Consider the following 15780-nt stretch of genomic DNA (forward strand, 5'->3'; position numbering starts at 1 on the left):
CGACAATCCGGTCTGCCTGTCCCACATCTTTGGTATGAAGGAACTTTTGCGCAGCACAGACATGACGGTCATCGCCTTTGCCACGGCCCTTCTTCAGGGCGAGGATATAGACTGCTTTGAAATGGACGTAAACATGAGCGTGCTGGAAGGTGGCATCGGTATCTTTCCGCGCCGGTTGATGGTGCATCCCAATGTTCACGAGGATGCGGTGCAGGTGCTGCGGGACAACGACATCCCGCTGGGTTTGTGACGGGATTTTGCGACAACGAACTGACGTGTGATGCCTTTCTGGGCGGGTTGCTGCATCTGTATCAGCCGCGTCACGGATACCGTGCTGGCGTTGATCCGGTACTTTTGGCCGCTACTGTTCCGGCGCAGGCAGGGCAAAGCGTACTTGAGCTTGGCTGCGGTGTTGGCGCGGCGATTCTTTGCCTTGGGGCGCGGGTGCCTGCGCTGCGACTGACCGGAATCGAGCGAGAGCCGGCCTTTGCGGAACTGGCCCTGCGCAACGGCGGTGATGCGCTTGAGGTGGTCACGGCGGACCTGCGCAAGATGCCTTTGCACCTGCGGCAAAGGCAATTTGACTATGTGCTCGCCAATCCACCCTATTTTGATCGCGCGGCCTCTGTTGCCTCTGATGATCCGGCACGGGAAAGCGCCCATGGCGAGGACACGCCGCTTGCGCAATGGGTGAAAACCGCCGCCAAACGGCTGGCGCCCAAAGGGCAGGCGCATTTTGTCCACCGGATAGAGCGGCTGCCGGATCTGCTGCGGGCGATGCCGCATGATCTTGGGTCTGTTGAGGTTTTGCCGCTGGCGGCCCGCGCGGGGCGCGACCCTGACAGGGTGATCGTACGGGCCCGCAAAAACGGCCGTGCGGCGTTTCGTCTCCATGCGGCGAAGATCATGCACGAAGGGGCGCATCACGACCAAGATGGTAGGCGGTATACGCCTGAAATTGATGGTGTTTTAAGAAACGGCGCTGCACTGCGCTTTTGAATGCCCTTAAGCAGAAATTTACCGATGTAACAGATTTGCTGCAGGGCGGCGTGACATGTTTGCGGGAGTGTGGTCCACTCAAGATCTAAACATTCATCAAGGAGGAATACATGGCCCTTAACGCACATCTGGAGACCCTGAAGCGGAAACACCAGGCGATGAGCGATGCTGTCGAAAACGCCCAACGCGCCCCCGGAGTTGATGATCTGGAAGTTGCGACGATGAAAAAGGAAAAGCTGCGCCTGAAAGAGGAAATTGCGCGCTTATCGAGTTGACGATTTTGTAATTTATTGACGAAGGCTGGCGCGTGCTGCGATCGCGGCGCCGCCGGTGATCAGGGCCGCCGCCCAGAGCAAGGTAAAGCTGGGCGCGGCCACACCAGCGATCACAAGCACCAAGGTGGACAGCAGGGGCGCAGCGTAAGAGCTGGTGCCGAGCAGTTGAATATCCCCTTGTTTTACCCCGATATCCCAGACAAAAAACGCCAGACCTACGGGGCCAAGCCCCAAGCCTGCTATGGCGGCCCAGCCGAGCGTTGTTTGCGGCAATAGCGTTTCCTCAAAGATGAGATGCATGGGCAGGGACAGGGCCGCACTGGCCAGACAAAACACCGCTACAGATGCGGTGGGCGCCGTGCCAACCTTGCGCGACAAAACCGAATAACCGGACCAAGTGAGCGCACAAAGCACAGCCAGTGCATATCCGGGCGCATAGGCGGCAGAGAACCCCGCACCGCCGCCCGTGATGATCAACGCAGCCCCCGCAAAGCCAAAACAAGCGCCGATGATATGCCCTTTCTTCAAGGTCTCTCCGGGCAGGAGGCCTGAAAAGATCACGATCAGCAGGGGCCACAGATAGGCGATTAGCCCCGCCTCAGCCGCAGGGGCAAGGCGTAGGGCGGAAAAATACAGTGCGTGGTAGCCAAAAAGCCCTATCGTGCCAAAAACATAGACGCGCAGTGGAACGTCGCGCAGACGCGGAAGCGCGCCCGTGGCAGCGGCCCAGATTAGGCCCAGCGAGCCGCCGATGGCAAAGCACAGCGTATTGAGCAAAAATGGCGGCGTGGGGGCCGACCCTACAGTGAACAGCGCCAGCAACGCCCAAAGGAGAACAGCGACAAAGCCGATTGCAGTGGCTTGAGGGCGGGTCATTGGTTTGGCGGCTCCAGCGCGGTCATTGCATCCGCGATATGGGCGGTTTTTTCGATCTCTTGCAATATCCAGTTTTGAAAGGCCTGCACTTGCGGACGGGTTTCTGCGCCCAAAGGGCAGATAAAGCGAAACCGTCCGCCTGTGGGCAGAACAAAGGGGTAAGGGGCGACCAGCCGCCCGTCCGCCAGATCCTTGATCACCAAGGCACGCCGGCCCAGCGCCACGCCAACCCCGGCGAGGGCGGCGTCAATGGCATGGTCGGCTTGGGAAAACTGCGGACCGTAATTGGGCGTCATGGGAACGCCCATCGCGTCAAACCAAGTTTGCCAGTTCACCACCGGGCGCACAAAATCAATGGACTTGTCCACGATCAGCACCGCGTCAGACAGGCTTTGCGCTGTGGGGTGTCGCGCGGCAAGCTCTGGCGTCATCACCGGAACAACCCACTCTGCCGCCAACGGAAGGGAGTACAGCCCCTCATCCGGTCCTTGTCCAAACCGGATGGCCACGTCCACATCGTCACGCGCGAAATCCATCATCCTGAGCGAGGCGGAAAACCGCAGTTCGATCTCCGGATGTTCCTGGGCAAATTCATAAAGCCGCGGCGCCAGCCATTTGGCGGTAAAGGCCGGGCCTGCGGTCACAGTGAGGGTTTGGTGATCTTGGGTGCGCAGGGCGACCCGCCATCCCGCCGTCAGGGTCTCAAAGGCGGCTTGGGCATCTGGGGCAAGGGCTCGGCCTGCATCCGTGAGCTCAACCGCGCGATTGAGGCGGCGAAACACCGGGGCACCCAGATGGTCTTCAAGCGATTTGATTTGGAAGCTTAACGCGGCTGGGGTCACGTTCAATTCATCCGCCGCCCGGGCAAAGGACATATGGCGTGCGGCCGCATCAAAGGCACGAAGGGCGGTGAGGGGAGGCAGAGTATTGGACATATTCACATAAGTAATACTTAACTGAAGCGTTGAAAAGTCTCGTTTGTCAGTTGTGAATGAAAGGACCATCTTAGGATCAGTTCAAATGTACTCACGTTTTCCCTCTGAAAGGATCCAGATCATGATCGAAGCGACCACAAACCCCGCCGCCCGCAGCATCATGCAGAATGCCCATGCTGAACGCGCTGCTGCCGTTCAGGGCGTCTGGGCCTGGCTGATGGGCAAGACTTCCCGCTGAGCGACTGCAGCGTTCTTACGGGATAGAAAAAGGCCGGCTCTGGATGAGCCGGCCTTTTTGTTTTCAGACCCGCCGTGGCGGGGGTGTCTCACTTAGACAAAGAACTGTGCGCCATTGGCAGAGATTGTCGAGCCATTGATAAAGCCCGCGTCGTCAGCCACGAGGAATTTCACCGCACGGGCGATCTCTTCTGGCTCACCCAGACGTCCGGCGGGGATCTGTGCGATGATGCTTTCACGGACTTTTTCTGGCACGGCCATCACCATGTCAGTGCCGATGTAGCCGGGGCAGATTGCGTTGGCAGTGATGTTGGCGCGCGCGCCTTCCTGGGCCAGGGATTTTACGATGCCCAGATCGCCAGCTTTGGTTGCGGCATAGTTCACCTGAGCGAACTGGCCTTTTTGGCCGTTGATTGAAGAGATCACGACGATACGGCCAAACTTGCGCTCGCGCATGCCGGGCCAGATCGGGTGAACCGTGTTGAACACGCCGGTCAGGTTGGTGTCGATCACCTGATGCCACTGCTCGGGTGTCATTTTGTGGAATGGCGCGTCGCGGGTGATGCCTGCGTTGGCCACAACCACTTCGACCGGGCCGAGGTCCGCTTCGACCTGTTCGATGCCTGCCTTGGAGCTGTCGTAATCGGCAACGTTCCATTTGTAAGTCTTGATGCCGGTCTCTTCGGTGAAGGCGGCGGCGGCTTCATCGTTGCCAGCGTAGGTCGCGGCGACGGAATAACCGGCTGCTTTGAGTTCTTTCGAAATGGCGGCGCCGATGCCACGGCTGCCTCCGGTAACAAGTGCGACGCGGGACATAGTGATCCTTTCCCTTGAGTAACGTTATTTCTAATTCAAGCGCGGGTGCGCAATATTCTTGCGCACCCAAATCTGTTTAGGGGCGTTCAAGGCACATGGCAACACCCATACCGCCGCCGATGCAAAGTGTCGCAAGGCCTTTTTTGGCGTCGCGCCGCTTCATTTCGAACAGCAGGGTGTTGAGGATCCGCGCACCGGACGCGCCGATCGGGTGACCGATCGCAATCGCGCCGCCGTTCACGTTGACGATAGATGGATCCCAGCCCATGTCTTTGTTCACGGCGCAGGCCTGTGCGGCAAAGGCTTCGTTGGCTTCGACAAGATCCAGATCTTCGGCCTTCCAGCCCGCCTTTTCCAGCGCCTTGCGGGAGGCGTAGATCGGGCCAACGCCCATGATGGATGGGTCCAGACCGGCAGTGGCGTAGGATGCGATGCGGGCCAATGGCTCAATCCCGCGCTTTTCTGCGTCGTCCGCGCTCATCAGCAGGGCACCGGCGGCACCGTCGTTCAGGCCGGATGCGTTGGCCGCGGTGACCGAACCGTCACGGGTGAACGCAGGGCGCAGTTTTTGCATCGCTTCCATAGTGGCGCCGTGGCGGATGTATTCGTCCTGATCCACAACGATGTCGCCCTTGCGGGTCTTGACGGTGTAGGCGGCGATTTCATCGGCGAATTTGCCAGCCTTCTGGGCGGCTTCGGCCTTGTTTTGCGAGGCGACGGCAAATTCGTCCTGCTGTTCGCGGCTGATCTGCCACTTTTCAGCAACGTTTTCTGCGGTCTGACCCATGTGATAGCCGTTGAAAGCATCCCAAAGACCGTCACGGATCATGGTGTCGATGAATTGCAGATCGCCCATTTTCTGGCCTGCACGCAGGTTTTGCGCGTGGGGGGAGAGGGTCATGTTTTCCTGACCGCCCGCCGCAACGATGGAAGCATCGCCAAGCTGGATGTGCTGCGCGGCCAATGCCACGGCACGCAGGCCGGAGCCGCAAACCTGGTTGATGCTCCAGGCGGCGGCTTCTTGTGGCAGGCCAGCGTTGATGTGCGCCTGACGGGCGGGGTTCTGGCCTTGGGCAGCCGTGAGAACCTGACCCAGAATGGTTTCGGAAACCTCGGAAGCATCCACACCGGCGCGGGCTACGATTTCCTTGAGAACGGCCGCGCCCAGATCATGTGCGGGGGTTGTGGCGAAAGAGCCTCCGAAGCTGCCCACCGGGGTACGTGCCGCAGATGCGATGACGACGTTGGTCATAAAGTCTATTCCTCTACCATTGGCCGAGGATACCATGACGCCTGCCGAAAAGTGACAGGGCGCGCCCCCAACCTTCTGGAGGCCTCTTACCCTATTTGCTGCATCGCGGCAACTGAGCCGATCATACGGGCGCAGTGGGCCCTTTGCCGGTTCGCAGCCATTTCGGCTGGGTGATGGGAGCGCTAAAAAGGTAACCTTGTAAGCAGTCTACGCCCATTTCGGTTAACGTAGCGGCATCTTCTGCGTTCTCGACAAATTCGGCGATGGTCAGCATGTCAAAATGTCGCGCTATGGAAATCAGCGCCGCTGTGATGGCGCGGTTGTCCGGATTTTGAGAGATTCCCTGTATGAACTGGCCGTCCAGTTTCAGGATGTCGAAGTAGAAGTCTTTGAAATACCGGATCGCAGTAAAGCCCGCGCCGAAATCGTCCATAGCAAAGCAAACGCCATGCGGTTGCAGCTCATCCATAAAGTCAGAGACAAGTTCGGGCACCAGCATGGCCGAGCTTTCGGTAATTTCAAGGATCAGCCGTTCCCCCAGCGTTTCATCCTGCCGTAAGGCACGGCGCAGCACCTGGTTCCAGGTTTTGTAGCCGATAGACCTCGCTGACATATTGATTGAAAGCCGCAAACCCGGATTTTGGCGCAGCGCATTGAGCCCCATGCGCAGGGCCTGCACATCAATCTCGCGGCCCAGCTCCATATCCTCGACCACGGGCATAAAATCGCGGGCGGGGATCACCCGGCCGGTTTCGTCGATGATCCGCATCAACCCTTCATAAAAGGCGACCTTGCCGTGATTGCTGGCCCGCATAATCGGCTGGTAGGCCAGCAGCGTCTGTTTGTGCAGCAGCGCATCACGGACCATGGCAACGGTGTTTCTGTCCCTTTGGGCGAGGGCAAAATTCAACGGGCTTTCCGCCCCCGGTGTGATATCGCTGAAACGACGTTTGTGCCGGCTGCCCACGATGATGTACTTTCCTCTGACCCGTGCCGACAGTGCAGGGCAAATGATAACGCGGGCTTAACAGGCCAATTTGCGAAGAATTGAGCGAAAGGCAGGATCTATGGAACGTTGCGGCTGGGCTGGTCTGGAAGAGATCTACGTGAATTATCACGATACCGAATGGGGCGTGCCGGAGTATGACAGCCGCGCACTTTGGGAAAAGCTGATCCTGGATGGGTTTCAGGCGGGGCTAAGCTGGATCACGATTCTGAAAAAGCGCGAGAATTTTCGCACTGCGTTTGAAGGGTTTGATCCACATGTGATTGCCGGCTGGGGCGAGGCGAAGGTGACCCGTCTGTTGGCTGATCCCGGCATCATCCGCCACCGCGGCAAGATCGAAGCGACAATCAACAACGCCCGCGCTTGGATTGAGTTGGAGGAGAAGGGCGGATTCGATACCTTCATGTGGCGATACGTGGACGGCACCCCCTTGCAGACCCGTTTTGCCACGCAGGCCGATGTGCCGCCGCAGACCCCGCTTTCGGTGCAGGTGTCAAAAGACCTCAAGAAAGCGGGATTCAAGTTTTGTGGCCCGACGATTGTCTATGCCTGGATGGAGGCTTGCGGTCTGGTGAATGATCACATCGTGAGCTGCCACCGGCATGATGAATGCGCTGCAATGGCGCGGTAGGGGGAAAGGCGGGTGTGCGGACTTTGCCGCCGTTCAGTAACGCAAAACCAATGACGGCTATGGCGATTTCTATCCTAAATTGGCGCTCATAGGTGAGCGTACTACGTCTTCGATTTCTTGCCGTAGACTTTCCCTCTCCGTAGAGTAAGCAGATCATGAAACGGGAGCAAACATGCCATCGCCTGAAATCCTGATGACCTTCACTCTGGCCTGTGCATTGGTCATTGTTTCCCCAGGTCCGGACAATATATTGGCGATTGGGCGCGGGTTAAGTCAGGGGAAGATAGCGGCATTGATTACAAGTGCTGCGGCGGCCACCGGTCTTTTGGTGCACGTTGCGGCTGCGACGCTTGGTCTGGCCGTCGTTATCCAAACCTCTCAAACGGCATTCTTCGTTGTAAAGCTGATCGGTGCGGGCTACCTGATCTGGCTTGGAGCCAGAGCCATTCTGTCCCGCAACTTGATCTCATTCAATGCAACAGATCGATTGCCTCTGCGGTCGATCTTCTGGACGGGGTTTCTCACAAATGTTCTGAACCCTAAGCCAGCCATTTTCATCCTCGCGTTCATCCCGCAGTTCATCAGCGCTGAAGGCCCCACCATGGGGCAACAAATGTTTGTTTTAGGCGCTTGGTTTGCGCTTATGGCGTTTGTGATTTTCGCAGTGCTTGGCTGTTCTGCTCACGTTGTCGCCGGTTGGTTTGAACGCAACCCAAGATCAGTGTTTGTACTGAATATCGGAGCAGGTCTTGCATTGGTCGGTGCAGGTGTTTCCGTCATCTCTATGGATCGAAATTAGCGGCGTGTTCCTATCGGGTGCGAAACGCGCGGATCATGTCGATGAATGCTTCGACCCTTTGTTCATCTGTCGCCCATGAGGTCACCAAGCGCGTCACGGAATGAGCGTCGTCATAGGGTTCCCAGACATAGAATTCGAACGCTTGCCTGAGGTGATCAATCAAATCATTTGGTAAGATCGGGAAGATTTGGTTTGTCTCAGTTTCCGCAACAAAACTGTAACCTGCGTTGGCAATCCCACCTGACAATCGTGCCGCCATGTCGTTTGAGTGTTTGGCCAGATCGAAGAACAATCCGTCTTTGAACAGTTCCCGAAATTGCAATCCAAGGATACGCCCTTTTGCGAGAAGAGCGCCGCGCTGTTTGATGTGAAAGTCAAAGTCATCTCGCAGTTCTGAGTTTGAGATCACAATAGCCTCACCCAGCAACGCGCCGACCTTGGTGCCACCAATCCAAAAGATATCGACCAATGACGCAATGTCTTCGAGGGACAAGTCATTCTTTTCGGCAGTCAGCGCCGCACCTAAGCGAGCGCCATCCAGCAGCAACAGCAATCCTTTTGTGCGGCATAAGTCTGAAATCGCTTGAAGTTCCGCCTTGGAATAAAGAGTTCCCACTTCCGTTGCGTTCGAGATGTAGACCAACTTTGGCTTGGCCATGTGGGGATAATGCGCATTGGCATTCAGGGCTGATTGGATGTTTTCCGGCGTCAGTTTGCCGTTGTCGGGTGACACTGTGATGATCTTGTGGCCCGTTGCTTCGATTGCGCCGGTTTCCCGCACAACAATATGGCCTGATGCAGCCGCCACTACAGCTTCATGCGAACGCAAGCAGCTGGAGATTGAGAGTATGTTTGCCAACGTACCGCTTGCCACGAACCAAATATCCGGGTCCGCTTGGCCCATGTGATTGCGCAAAAGATCGCGCGTTTTCTGTGAGTACGCGTCGTCCCCGTAGGCAGTTTGCTGAACAAGATTAGTGTCCGCAAGTGCTGCCAAAATCCGGGCGTGCGCACCTTCGCTGTAGTCATCGAGAAAGCTGTATTTTTCCATGTCACTTGTCTGGTTTATTGAGGCTGGCCTTGCAAGCCGTCTTAATTCTGTGAAGTGGCATCTCGGATGTCTCCGAGGGATATGCTGAGCAACTGAACAAAGTTCGGTCGGGGTTGTTGGCCGTTACTGGCACCAATGTGTCTAAGCTTCAAAGCCGACGTTCGTTCCTTGCGCAGCATTGGTGGAAATGGGCTCAAAGCTAACCTTGACCTGTCAATTTATCGCGGTGCGGCCAGCCTTCTCGGCTTGACCTAATAAAAGGTGCTAACCTGAAAACCTCTTCCTTTCCTCCGCCAACCCCATTCCCGTGTTGACTCTGTCCCGATCCCCCGTATAAGCGCGGCTTCATTGGTGTTGGTGGCCCCCGCGAGGGGATGCCTGTCGGGGGAAACCCAAAGGACAACGCCCTTCACGCGTTTATCATCCCGAAAAGTGGGAACCGGTTTTCGGACAAGATGATGATGCACTATAAAAAAGAAGGAAAACAGCCGTGACCAAACGCACCGCTGCCAAGCACAAGCTCGACCGCCGCATGGGCGAAAACATCTGGGGCCGTCCAAAATCCCCAGTGAACCGCCGCGAATATGGCCCCGGCCAGCACGGTCAGCGCCGTAAAGGCAAACTTTCCGACTTCGGTATCCAGCTGCGCGCTAAGCAGAAGCTCAAGGGCTACTATGGCGACCTGACCGAAAAGCAATTCCGCCGCATCTACGGTGAAGCTGAGCGGGTAAAAGGCGACACAGGTGAAAACCTCATCGGTCTGCTGGAGCGCCGCCTGGACGCGGTTGTGTACCGCGCCAAGTTCGTTGCAACCGTATTTGCTGCACGCCAGTTCGTGAACCACGGCCACGTCCGTGTGAACGGCAAAAAAGTGAACATTCCTTCTTACCGCGTAAAAGAAGGTGACGTGATCGAAGTGCGTGATCGTTCCAAGCAGATGGTTGCCCTGCTCGAAGCCACTCAGCTGGCCGAGCGTGACGTTCCTGACTATCTTGAGGTTGATCATTCCAAGATGACCGCGACATTCGTGCGCACCCCTGCGTTGGGCGATGTGCCGTATCCGGTCATGATGGAACCAAACCTCGTCGTGGAATTCTACGCGAAGAACTAATCTTCGCCATTCATTCCAAGCCAATTCAGGGCCGCGACGGGAAACCGCCGCGGCCTTTCTCGTTTTGGCTGGCCGCAGCTTCTCATGGCCGTTACAACCCTCGCGATGGGGGAAGGAAGACAGCAGATGACCAAGATCAAACCGCAACCCGGCATCATGGAGATCGCGCTTTATCAAGGTGGGGCAAGCCAATTGCCCGGCCACAATGATGTGCTCAAACTCAGCTCCAATGAAAACCCGCTTGGCCCGCCGCCCTCGGCGATGGAAGCCGTGGCAGAGGCGGCGGCGCAGTTGCATCGCTATCCTCCCACAGATCACGCCGAATTGCGCGCGGCCATTGCGGACCTCTGGTCGCTTGACCCCGAACGGATCCTTTGCGGTGTTGGTTCTGACGAAGTGTTGCAGATCGTCATTCAGGCCTATGCCGGCGTGGGCGATGAGATCATCTTTACCGAACATGGCTTTTCCATGTATCCGATCCTGACCCATATGGCAGGCGCTACACCTGTCTGCGTGCCTGAGAAGGACCGTGTTGTGGATGTGGATACGGTATTGGCAGCCGTGACGGATAAGACCCGTCTGGTTCTGATCACCAACCCCGGCAACCCTACCGGCACAGTCTTGCCCGAAGGAGAGCTGGAGCGGCTGGCGGATGCCTTGCCTGCGGATGTGATTTTGGTGATCGACGGGGCCTATACCGAATACGCCGAAGGCTTTGATGGCGGGGCTGCCTTGGCGCAATCGCGGCCCAACGTCTTGATGACACGCACCTTTTCCAAGGTCTATGGATTGGGCGGGTTGCGCATCGGTTGGGGCTATGGCCCGCAAGAGATGATCGACGTGATGCGGCGCATTCGTCAGCCCTTCAATCTGTCCGGTGTGCAACTTGCCGCAGCGGAGGCCGCTGCGAAAGATCGCGACTGGCTCCGGACATGCGTGGATCTGAACGCAGAGCAACGGTCGCGGTTGACGGGCGCAGTGCGGCAACTGGGGTTGGCCTGCGATGACAGTTCGGCCAATTTTGTTCTGGTCCGTTGCGCGGACGCGGCGGAGGCGGATGCGGCGGATCAGGCCTTCAAGGCGGCGGGCATTCTGATCCGCCGCGTGCCCGGCTATGGCTTTCCCGAAGGCTTGCGGATCACCGTCGGTGACGCCCAACAAACGGATCGCGTCATCGCGGCTTTGGCGAATTGGAGAACGACAGGGTGAGTGCGCAAGTATATGAAAAGGTTGCCCTGATCGGGCTTGGGTTGATTGCCTCTTCGATGTTTTGGGGGATGAAACGCGGCGGGCTGGCAGGATCAGTATCCGGTTATGCGCGGTCCGCTGAGACCCGCGATATCGCCCGCGAGATTGGCCTGTGCGATACCGTGTGCGATAACCTGTCCGAAGTTGTTGAAGACGCCGATCTGGTTGTGCTTTGTGTGCCGGTCGGGGTTATGGGCGCCGTTGCTGCCGAAATCGCGCCATTGCTGAAACCCGGTGCCACGGTCACGGATGTTGGATCGGTCAAGGCGGACGTGATTGCGCAGGTTGGCCCTGAGTTGCCTGACAACGTGCATTTCATTCCTGCGCATCCTTTGGCGGGCACTGAACATTCCGGCCCACGGTCAGGGTTTGCGGAACTTTTTGACAACCGCTGGTGCCTGTTGGTGCCGGTTGAGGGGACTGACCCAGATGCCACGGCGGAGTTGCGCCGGTTTTGGGAGGGGTTGGGTTCAAACGTTGATGAAATGGATGCTGAACACCATGATCTGGTTCTGGCCGTCACCTCTCATGCGCCGCACCTGATTGCTTACACGATGGTCGGCGTCGCAGACGATTTGCGCCGGGTGACTGACAGCGAAGTAATAAAATATTCAGCAGCAGGGTTTAGGGATTTTACCCGGATCGCAGCGAGCGACCCGACGATGTGGCGGGATGTGTTTTTGACCAACAAAGACGCAACCCTCGAAATCCTCGGGCGCTTTACCGAAGAGCTTTTTGCGCTGCAACGGGCGATCCGCCAAGGTGATGGTGATCACCTGTTTGACTATTTCACCCGCACCCGTGCCATCAGGCGCGGGATTATTGAGGCGGGGCAGGATACGGATGCGCCGGACTTTGGGCGCGGTGCTAGGGGAAAATAATGCGTTTGCTTGTGCTGGCTTTGGTGATGATCGGACAGGCCTGTTGGGCCGCAGGGCCGGAAAACTCCAAAAGGCCGGTGCAACGCGGCGGTGATGTTTATCCTGCGGCAATGGCAGTGGGCAGCGCGGCTGCAGCTACTGCGAGTCATGAAAAACTGATGCTGGACAATGGATTGTCTTCGTCGATGAGGCCGTTGTTTCGCCCCGCACGGGTTGAGAAAAACGCCCGTCAGAAGAAGCGACTTCTTAAAAAGGGGGCCGTGTGCGGCGATCTGGCCATTCAGGGCGAAGAGATTGGCCGGGTCAAGGCAAAGCTTAAGGGCTGCGGGGTTGAACGGGCCGTGCGCGTGCGGTCGGTTTCCGGTGTGCGGTTGAGCCAGACGTCTGTCATGGATTGCCGGACCGCTGGTGCGTTGAAAAAATGGTTGGATCGTACGGCAAAGCCCGCGCTGTCCCGCAAGGGTGGCGGTTTGACCGGTCTTAAGGTGGCGGCGCATTACGCTTGCCGGACCCGCAACAATAAGAAAGATGCAAAGATATCGGAGCATGGCAAAGGCCGGGCGATTGATATCTCGGCGTTCCGGTTGCGCAATGGATCGGAAATCACCGTGCTGCACGGCTGGAACAATCGCGGCACAAAGAAAGCGCTGCGCAAAATGCATCGCGGCGCCTGTGGGCCGTTCAAAACAGTTCTAGGCCCGCAAGCGGATCGCTATCACCGTGATCATTTTCATTTCGACACCGCAATTTATCGCGGCGGCAACTACTGCCGCTGATCAGCGCAGCACAATGCGCGGCGCAGGCCCAAGGCGGATCGGCCCCAGATACATCTCGCCTGCCGCGAACCGCAGACTGAGATCGAGACGGGTTGGATCACCACCCATATTGGCCAAGGCGCCCAGCATCGCTTGGGCCTGCGGGCGGATGTTGGCGGGCAAGGCGCCACCCGCCACGGCCAGCTCCAACAACTCTGTCCAATTTTCGACCAATAGGTTCGCGGCCCCTTCAGGGATGCCCATATCGTCCACAATCAAATCGCCATTTGCGACCAACCGGATTGGCCCCCAGCTTGCTTTGGCGTCTTGCAATGTGATGCGGCGCGGTTGGGGGCGTTGGTCTTCGACGGCGCGGCGGTCCCATGGACGGTCAAACGTCACTGCTAGGTCTGCGGAAAAATGTTCGAAGCTTAGTGGCCAATCGGAGGGCACAGAAAGCAGCGTCCGCAATTGTTCGCCCGGACGCAGGTTGGTGATTTGCAGATCAAATTGATACTTCTCGATAACTGCGGGGTTTTGCGCAACTTGCATGGCCCAATCATCCCCGGCCAGAGCGTTGCCCTGCCGCGTGTTCCATTGCCATGCACCGCCGCGCGTTTGCATGTGGTCTAGCTGCAAAGACGCCCCTGGGTGAAGATGCAACCGAGCCGTGCCATTTTGCACCCGAAACAGATGCGTGATGGCGGCTATGTCCAGTTCAATCGGGGAGCTTGGCAAAGCCAAAGTGACATACCCCGGCCAATAGGCTGGCGCGGAGACCGTGGCGCTGTCCAACCGAAGCGCCACGCCCTTTTCGGGATCAGCGAGTGACAGATCCGTGATTTGGGTTTGAAACTTGGACGGAAATCCTTTGGTTGCGATTGGCTGCACCTGTGCCTGCCAGCCTTCACCGCGACGGGCCGCGAGCCAGCCGTCTGCACCGCGATCAATAAACGTAGCGGCCAACCACCACCAACCGCTCCAAATCACCGCCAAAAGGATCAGCAACCGGATCATTATGTGCATTGCTGAAACCCCCTTTAATTCTGCCGCTATATGCGGTTTACCCAAGGCAAATAGAAAGGACCAGCGTGATGGCAATGTGGGTATTCGGATATGGCAGTCTGCTTTGGAACCCCGGTTTCGAGGTCGCCGAAAGCGTGATCGGCACCTTGCCGGGCTATGCGCGGTCATTCTGTATGCGCTCCATCCACCACCGCGGCACAGACGAAAACCCCGGTTTGGTTCTTGCGCTGGATGAACACCCAGACACGGCCTGCGAGGGGATCGCGCTGCGGGTTGTGCCGGGGCAGGAGGCCGAAACACTGGCGTATTTGCGCGAACGTGAACTGATTTCATCGGCTTACGTGGAAAGAACACTGACCGTTCACCTCAATGACAATCGCGATGTTGAGGCTGTGGTCTACGTGATCGATGAGGCGCATGTGCAATATTGTGGTGGTTTGCCGCTTGAAGAACAGGCGCAGATTATCGCCAATGCGGTGGGCGGCCGTGGGCCAAACACCGAATACCTGTACAACACCGCTGATCATCTGGCCGAGGTTGGCCTGCATGATCCGGCGCTCGAATGGCTCAATGCGCGGGTCAAATCACTGGCAACATAATTCCTTGGCATAAGGGGTAGGTTTCGGTGTAAGCTGCCGCAAGAGCAGACAAAAAGGGTCAGGAGCACAGGCCGCATGTCGCAGCCAGAGCGCGAACAAAGACCGCAGTTTTCCCAACCCGTGCGTCAGATTACTCTGATGCTGGTTGTTTTGATCTTGACGGGGTTTGGTGCCACGCTGGCGCTGCCATCGGTGTTTCCGATTTTTGCTGCCAATCCCTATCTCAATGGGGTGATCATCTTTGTCTTTTTGATCGGTGTGCTGGCCTGCTTTTATCAGGTGGTGCAGCTGATGGGATCGGTCCGCTGGATCGAGAATTTCGCCTCTGACAGCCCCGATCCCGACACCGTAGCGCCGCAGCTTTTGGCGCCGTTGGCCTCGTTGTTGCGGACCCGCGGCGCCCGGATGCAGGTCAGCGCGACCTCAACCAGATCCATTCTTGATTCCGTCGCAACCCGAATTGACGAAGCGCGTGAGATCACGCGCTACATCGTTAACATGCTGATTTTCCTCGGGCTTTTGGGGACATTTTATGGCCTCGCGACTACGGTTCCAGCTGTCGTTGACACAATCCGCAGCCTGGCCCCCGCCGAAGGCGACGGCGGCGTGGATGTGTTCACCCGGCTGATGACCGGGCTTGAGGCACAGCTGGGCGGTATGGGTGTTGCCTTTGGATCGTCACTTCTGGGTCTTGCCGGGTCCTTGGTTGTCGGGCTTCTCGAATTGTTCGCGGGACACGGTCAAAACCGGTTTTATCAAGAACTTGAAGATTGGTTGAGTTCCATCACCCGCGTCGGTTTTTCATCCGGAGAAGAGGCGGGCGGTGAGCAGCATGTGATGGCCGGTGTCGTCGATCACATGGCCGAGCAGATGGAGCAATTGCAGCAATTGTTCGCCCGTTCTGACGGTAGCCGCGCACAAGTCGATGAAAAGATGGGCAAACTGGCCGATGCTGTTGACCGGATGACCACACGCATGGAAGGGACCGACCCGGCCAGCGCCGCGTTGGAACGGGTGGCAGCAGGGCAAGAACGCTTGATCGCAACTCTTGAGGCTCAAGGTTCGGGCGAGGGGATCGATGCCGAAAGCCGGATGCGGCTGCGGTCGATCGACGTTCAGATGTTGCGCATTTTGGAAGAGATTTCCGCAGGTCGGCAAGAAACCATGGCCGAGCTGCGCCATGATATTTCGCTGTTGGCCAAGGCCTTGTCGTCGCCGCGCCGCAATACGGAGCCGCGCAGGCAACGTCCCAATGACCAACCCGGCGGCGGGACGCGCTAGCC

General features: G+C 57.7%; 18 protein-coding genes. 11 read left to right on the forward strand and 7 right to left on the reverse strand.

Translation table 11 applies throughout. The features are described 5' to 3' along the window. Positions 1-34 precede the first annotated feature (34 nt). The 3 genes from C8N31_RS08100 (at position 35) to C8N31_RS08110 (ending at position 1274) form a co-directional block, all read left to right on the forward strand. The gene (locus tag C8N31_RS08100) at positions 35-250 is read left to right on the forward strand and encodes a putative signal transducing protein (RefSeq protein ID WP_025047928.1); all 216 of its coding nucleotides are present in this window, start codon (positions 35-37) and stop codon (positions 248-250) included. Next, positions 247-999: a tRNA1(Val) (adenine(37)-N6)-methyltransferase gene (locus C8N31_RS08105; protein WP_025047927.1), complete on the forward strand. Its 753-nt coding sequence runs from the start codon at positions 247-249 to the stop codon at positions 997-999. Before C8N31_RS08100 ends, C8N31_RS08105 begins: the two co-directional genes overlap by 4 nt. Before the next feature lie 110 nt (positions 1000-1109). Then, positions 1110-1274, forward strand: a complete 165-nt coding sequence (locus tag C8N31_RS08110) for a YdcH family protein (RefSeq protein WP_081785672.1) — start codon at positions 1110-1112, stop codon at positions 1272-1274. A gap of 12 nt (positions 1275-1286) precedes the next feature. On the opposite strand, the gene yddG is transcribed toward C8N31_RS08110, so the two are convergent. The 5 genes from yddG to C8N31_RS08135 all read right to left on the reverse strand — a co-directional run bounded on the left by yddG (position 1287) and on the right by C8N31_RS08135 (position 6258). Continuing rightward, positions 1287-2150, reverse strand: coding sequence for an aromatic amino acid exporter YddG (gene yddG / locus C8N31_RS08115; RefSeq protein ID WP_025047926.1), 864 nt, complete (start codon positions 2148-2150; stop codon positions 1287-1289). Next, positions 2147-3085 carry a transcriptional regulator GcvA gene (locus tag C8N31_RS08120; RefSeq protein WP_025047925.1) on the reverse strand — a complete coding sequence of 313 codons (939 nt, stop codon included), beginning with the start codon at positions 3083-3085 and terminating at the stop codon, positions 2147-2149. Before C8N31_RS08120 ends, yddG begins: the two co-directional genes overlap by 4 nt. Positions 3086-3415: 330 nt before the next feature. Beyond that, positions 3416-4138 carry an acetoacetyl-CoA reductase gene (phbB, locus tag C8N31_RS08125; protein WP_025047924.1) on the reverse strand — a complete coding sequence of 241 codons (723 nt, stop codon included), beginning with the start codon at positions 4136-4138 and terminating at the stop codon, positions 3416-3418. Between the two features lie 76 nt (positions 4139-4214). Then, complete coding sequence (locus C8N31_RS08130) at positions 4215-5390, reverse strand: acetyl-CoA C-acetyltransferase (RefSeq protein ID WP_025047923.1); 1176 nt, start codon at positions 5388-5390, stop codon at positions 4215-4217. Between the two features lie 121 nt (positions 5391-5511). Next, positions 5512-6258 carry an EAL domain-containing protein gene (locus tag C8N31_RS08135; protein WP_081785678.1) on the reverse strand — a complete coding sequence of 249 codons (747 nt, stop codon included), beginning with the start codon at positions 6256-6258 and terminating at the stop codon, positions 5512-5514. 199 nt (positions 6259-6457) lie between these two features. Here C8N31_RS08135 and C8N31_RS08140 point away from each other — a divergent pair, with 199 nt between their 5' ends. Both C8N31_RS08140 and C8N31_RS08145 read left to right on the forward strand, forming a co-directional pair. Further along, positions 6458-7027 carry a DNA-3-methyladenine glycosylase I gene (locus C8N31_RS08140; protein WP_025047921.1) on the forward strand — a complete coding sequence of 190 codons (570 nt, stop codon included), beginning with the start codon at positions 6458-6460 and terminating at the stop codon, positions 7025-7027. Between the two features lie 172 nt (positions 7028-7199). Then, a complete protein-coding gene (locus C8N31_RS08145; RefSeq protein ID WP_025047920.1) occupies positions 7200-7826 on the forward strand; it encodes a LysE family translocator in 627 nt (208 codons plus the stop codon). Positions 7827-7836: 10 nt separating this feature from the next. Here C8N31_RS08145 and C8N31_RS08150 read toward each other — a convergent pair whose 3' ends face one another. Then, positions 7837-8877 carry a threonine aldolase family protein gene (locus C8N31_RS08150; protein ID WP_025047919.1) on the reverse strand — a complete coding sequence of 347 codons (1041 nt, stop codon included), beginning with the start codon at positions 8875-8877 and terminating at the stop codon, positions 7837-7839. Positions 8878-9367: 490 nt separating this feature from the next. On the opposite strand from C8N31_RS08150, the gene rpsD reads away from it, so the two are divergent. The 4 genes from rpsD (at position 9368) to C8N31_RS08170 (ending at position 12893) form a co-directional block, all read left to right on the forward strand. Further along, complete coding sequence (gene rpsD, locus C8N31_RS08155) at positions 9368-9988, forward strand: 30S ribosomal protein S4 (protein WP_025047918.1); 621 nt, start codon at positions 9368-9370, stop codon at positions 9986-9988. Positions 9989-10114: 126 nt separating this feature from the next. After that, positions 10115-11197: a histidinol-phosphate transaminase gene (gene hisC, locus C8N31_RS08160; RefSeq protein WP_025047917.1), complete on the forward strand. Its 1083-nt coding sequence runs from the start codon at positions 10115-10117 to the stop codon at positions 11195-11197. Continuing rightward, entirely contained in the window at positions 11194-12117 is a 924-nt protein-coding gene (locus C8N31_RS08165) for a prephenate/arogenate dehydrogenase family protein (protein WP_025047916.1), read from the forward strand. The genes hisC and C8N31_RS08165 overlap by 4 nt, the downstream gene beginning before the upstream one ends. Beyond that, positions 12117-12893 carry an extensin-like domain-containing protein gene (locus C8N31_RS08170; RefSeq protein WP_197021509.1) on the forward strand — a complete coding sequence of 259 codons (777 nt, stop codon included), beginning with the start codon at positions 12117-12119 and terminating at the stop codon, positions 12891-12893. The genes C8N31_RS08165 and C8N31_RS08170 overlap by 1 nt, the downstream gene beginning before the upstream one ends. Here the strand turns inward: C8N31_RS08170 and C8N31_RS08175 are convergent, their stop codons facing one another. Continuing rightward, the gene (locus tag C8N31_RS08175; protein WP_037918276.1) at positions 12894-13898 is read right to left on the reverse strand and encodes a DUF2125 domain-containing protein; all 1005 of its coding nucleotides are present in this window, start codon (positions 13896-13898) and stop codon (positions 12894-12896) included. A 68-nt stretch (positions 13899-13966) separates the two neighbouring features. Here C8N31_RS08175 and C8N31_RS08180 point away from each other — a divergent pair, with 68 nt between their 5' ends. Next, complete coding sequence (locus tag C8N31_RS08180; protein WP_025047913.1) at positions 13967-14497, forward strand: gamma-glutamylcyclotransferase; 531 nt, start codon at positions 13967-13969, stop codon at positions 14495-14497. A gap of 75 nt (positions 14498-14572) precedes the next feature. Continuing rightward, entirely contained in the window at positions 14573-15778 is a 1206-nt protein-coding gene (locus C8N31_RS08185) for a biopolymer transporter ExbB (RefSeq protein ID WP_025047912.1), read from the forward strand. Positions 15779-15780 lie beyond the last annotated feature (2 nt).

This window comes from Sulfitobacter mediterraneus (assembly GCF_003054325.1).
Classification (GTDB): Bacteria; Pseudomonadota; Alphaproteobacteria; order Rhodobacterales; family Rhodobacteraceae; genus Sulfitobacter; species Sulfitobacter mediterraneus.

Excerpts from the sequence above, each read along its gene's own strand:
- C8N31_RS08100 (WP_025047928.1), top strand. The coding sequence starts at position 35 with ATGAAGGAACTTTTGCGCAGCACAGACATGACGGTCATCGCCTTTGCC.
- C8N31_RS08110 (WP_081785672.1), top strand. The coding sequence starts at position 1,110 with ATGGCCCTTAACGCACATCTGGAGACCCTGAAGCGGAAACACCAGGCG.
- yddG (WP_025047926.1), bottom strand. The coding sequence starts at position 2,150 with ATGACCCGCCCTCAAGCCACTGCAATCGGCTTTGTCGCTGTTCTCCTT.
- C8N31_RS08120 (WP_025047925.1), bottom strand. The coding sequence starts at position 3,085 with ATGTCCAATACTCTGCCTCCCCTCACCGCCCTTCGTGCCTTTGATGCG.
- phbB (WP_025047924.1), bottom strand. The coding sequence starts at position 4,138 with ATGTCCCGCGTCGCACTTGTTACCGGAGGCAGCCGTGGCATCGGCGCC.
- C8N31_RS08130 (WP_025047923.1), bottom strand. The coding sequence starts at position 5,390 with ATGACCAACGTCGTCATCGCATCTGCGGCACGTACCCCGGTGGGCAGC.
- C8N31_RS08135 (WP_081785678.1), bottom strand. The coding sequence starts at position 6,258 with ATGGTCCGTGATGCGCTGCTGCACAAACAGACGCTGCTGGCCTACCAG.
- C8N31_RS08140 (WP_025047921.1), top strand. The coding sequence starts at position 6,458 with ATGGAACGTTGCGGCTGGGCTGGTCTGGAAGAGATCTACGTGAATTAT.
- C8N31_RS08145 (WP_025047920.1), top strand. The coding sequence starts at position 7,200 with ATGCCATCGCCTGAAATCCTGATGACCTTCACTCTGGCCTGTGCATTG.
- C8N31_RS08150 (WP_025047919.1), bottom strand. The coding sequence starts at position 8,877 with ATGGAAAAATACAGCTTTCTCGATGACTACAGCGAAGGTGCGCACGCC.
- hisC (WP_025047917.1), top strand. The coding sequence starts at position 10,115 with ATGACCAAGATCAAACCGCAACCCGGCATCATGGAGATCGCGCTTTAT.
- C8N31_RS08170 (WP_197021509.1), top strand. The coding sequence starts at position 12,117 with ATGCGTTTGCTTGTGCTGGCTTTGGTGATGATCGGACAGGCCTGTTGG.
- C8N31_RS08175 (WP_037918276.1), bottom strand. The coding sequence starts at position 13,898 with ATGCACATAATGATCCGGTTGCTGATCCTTTTGGCGGTGATTTGGAGC.
- C8N31_RS08180 (WP_025047913.1), top strand. The coding sequence starts at position 13,967 with ATGGCAATGTGGGTATTCGGATATGGCAGTCTGCTTTGGAACCCCGGT.
- C8N31_RS08185 (WP_025047912.1), top strand. The coding sequence starts at position 14,573 with ATGTCGCAGCCAGAGCGCGAACAAAGACCGCAGTTTTCCCAACCCGTG.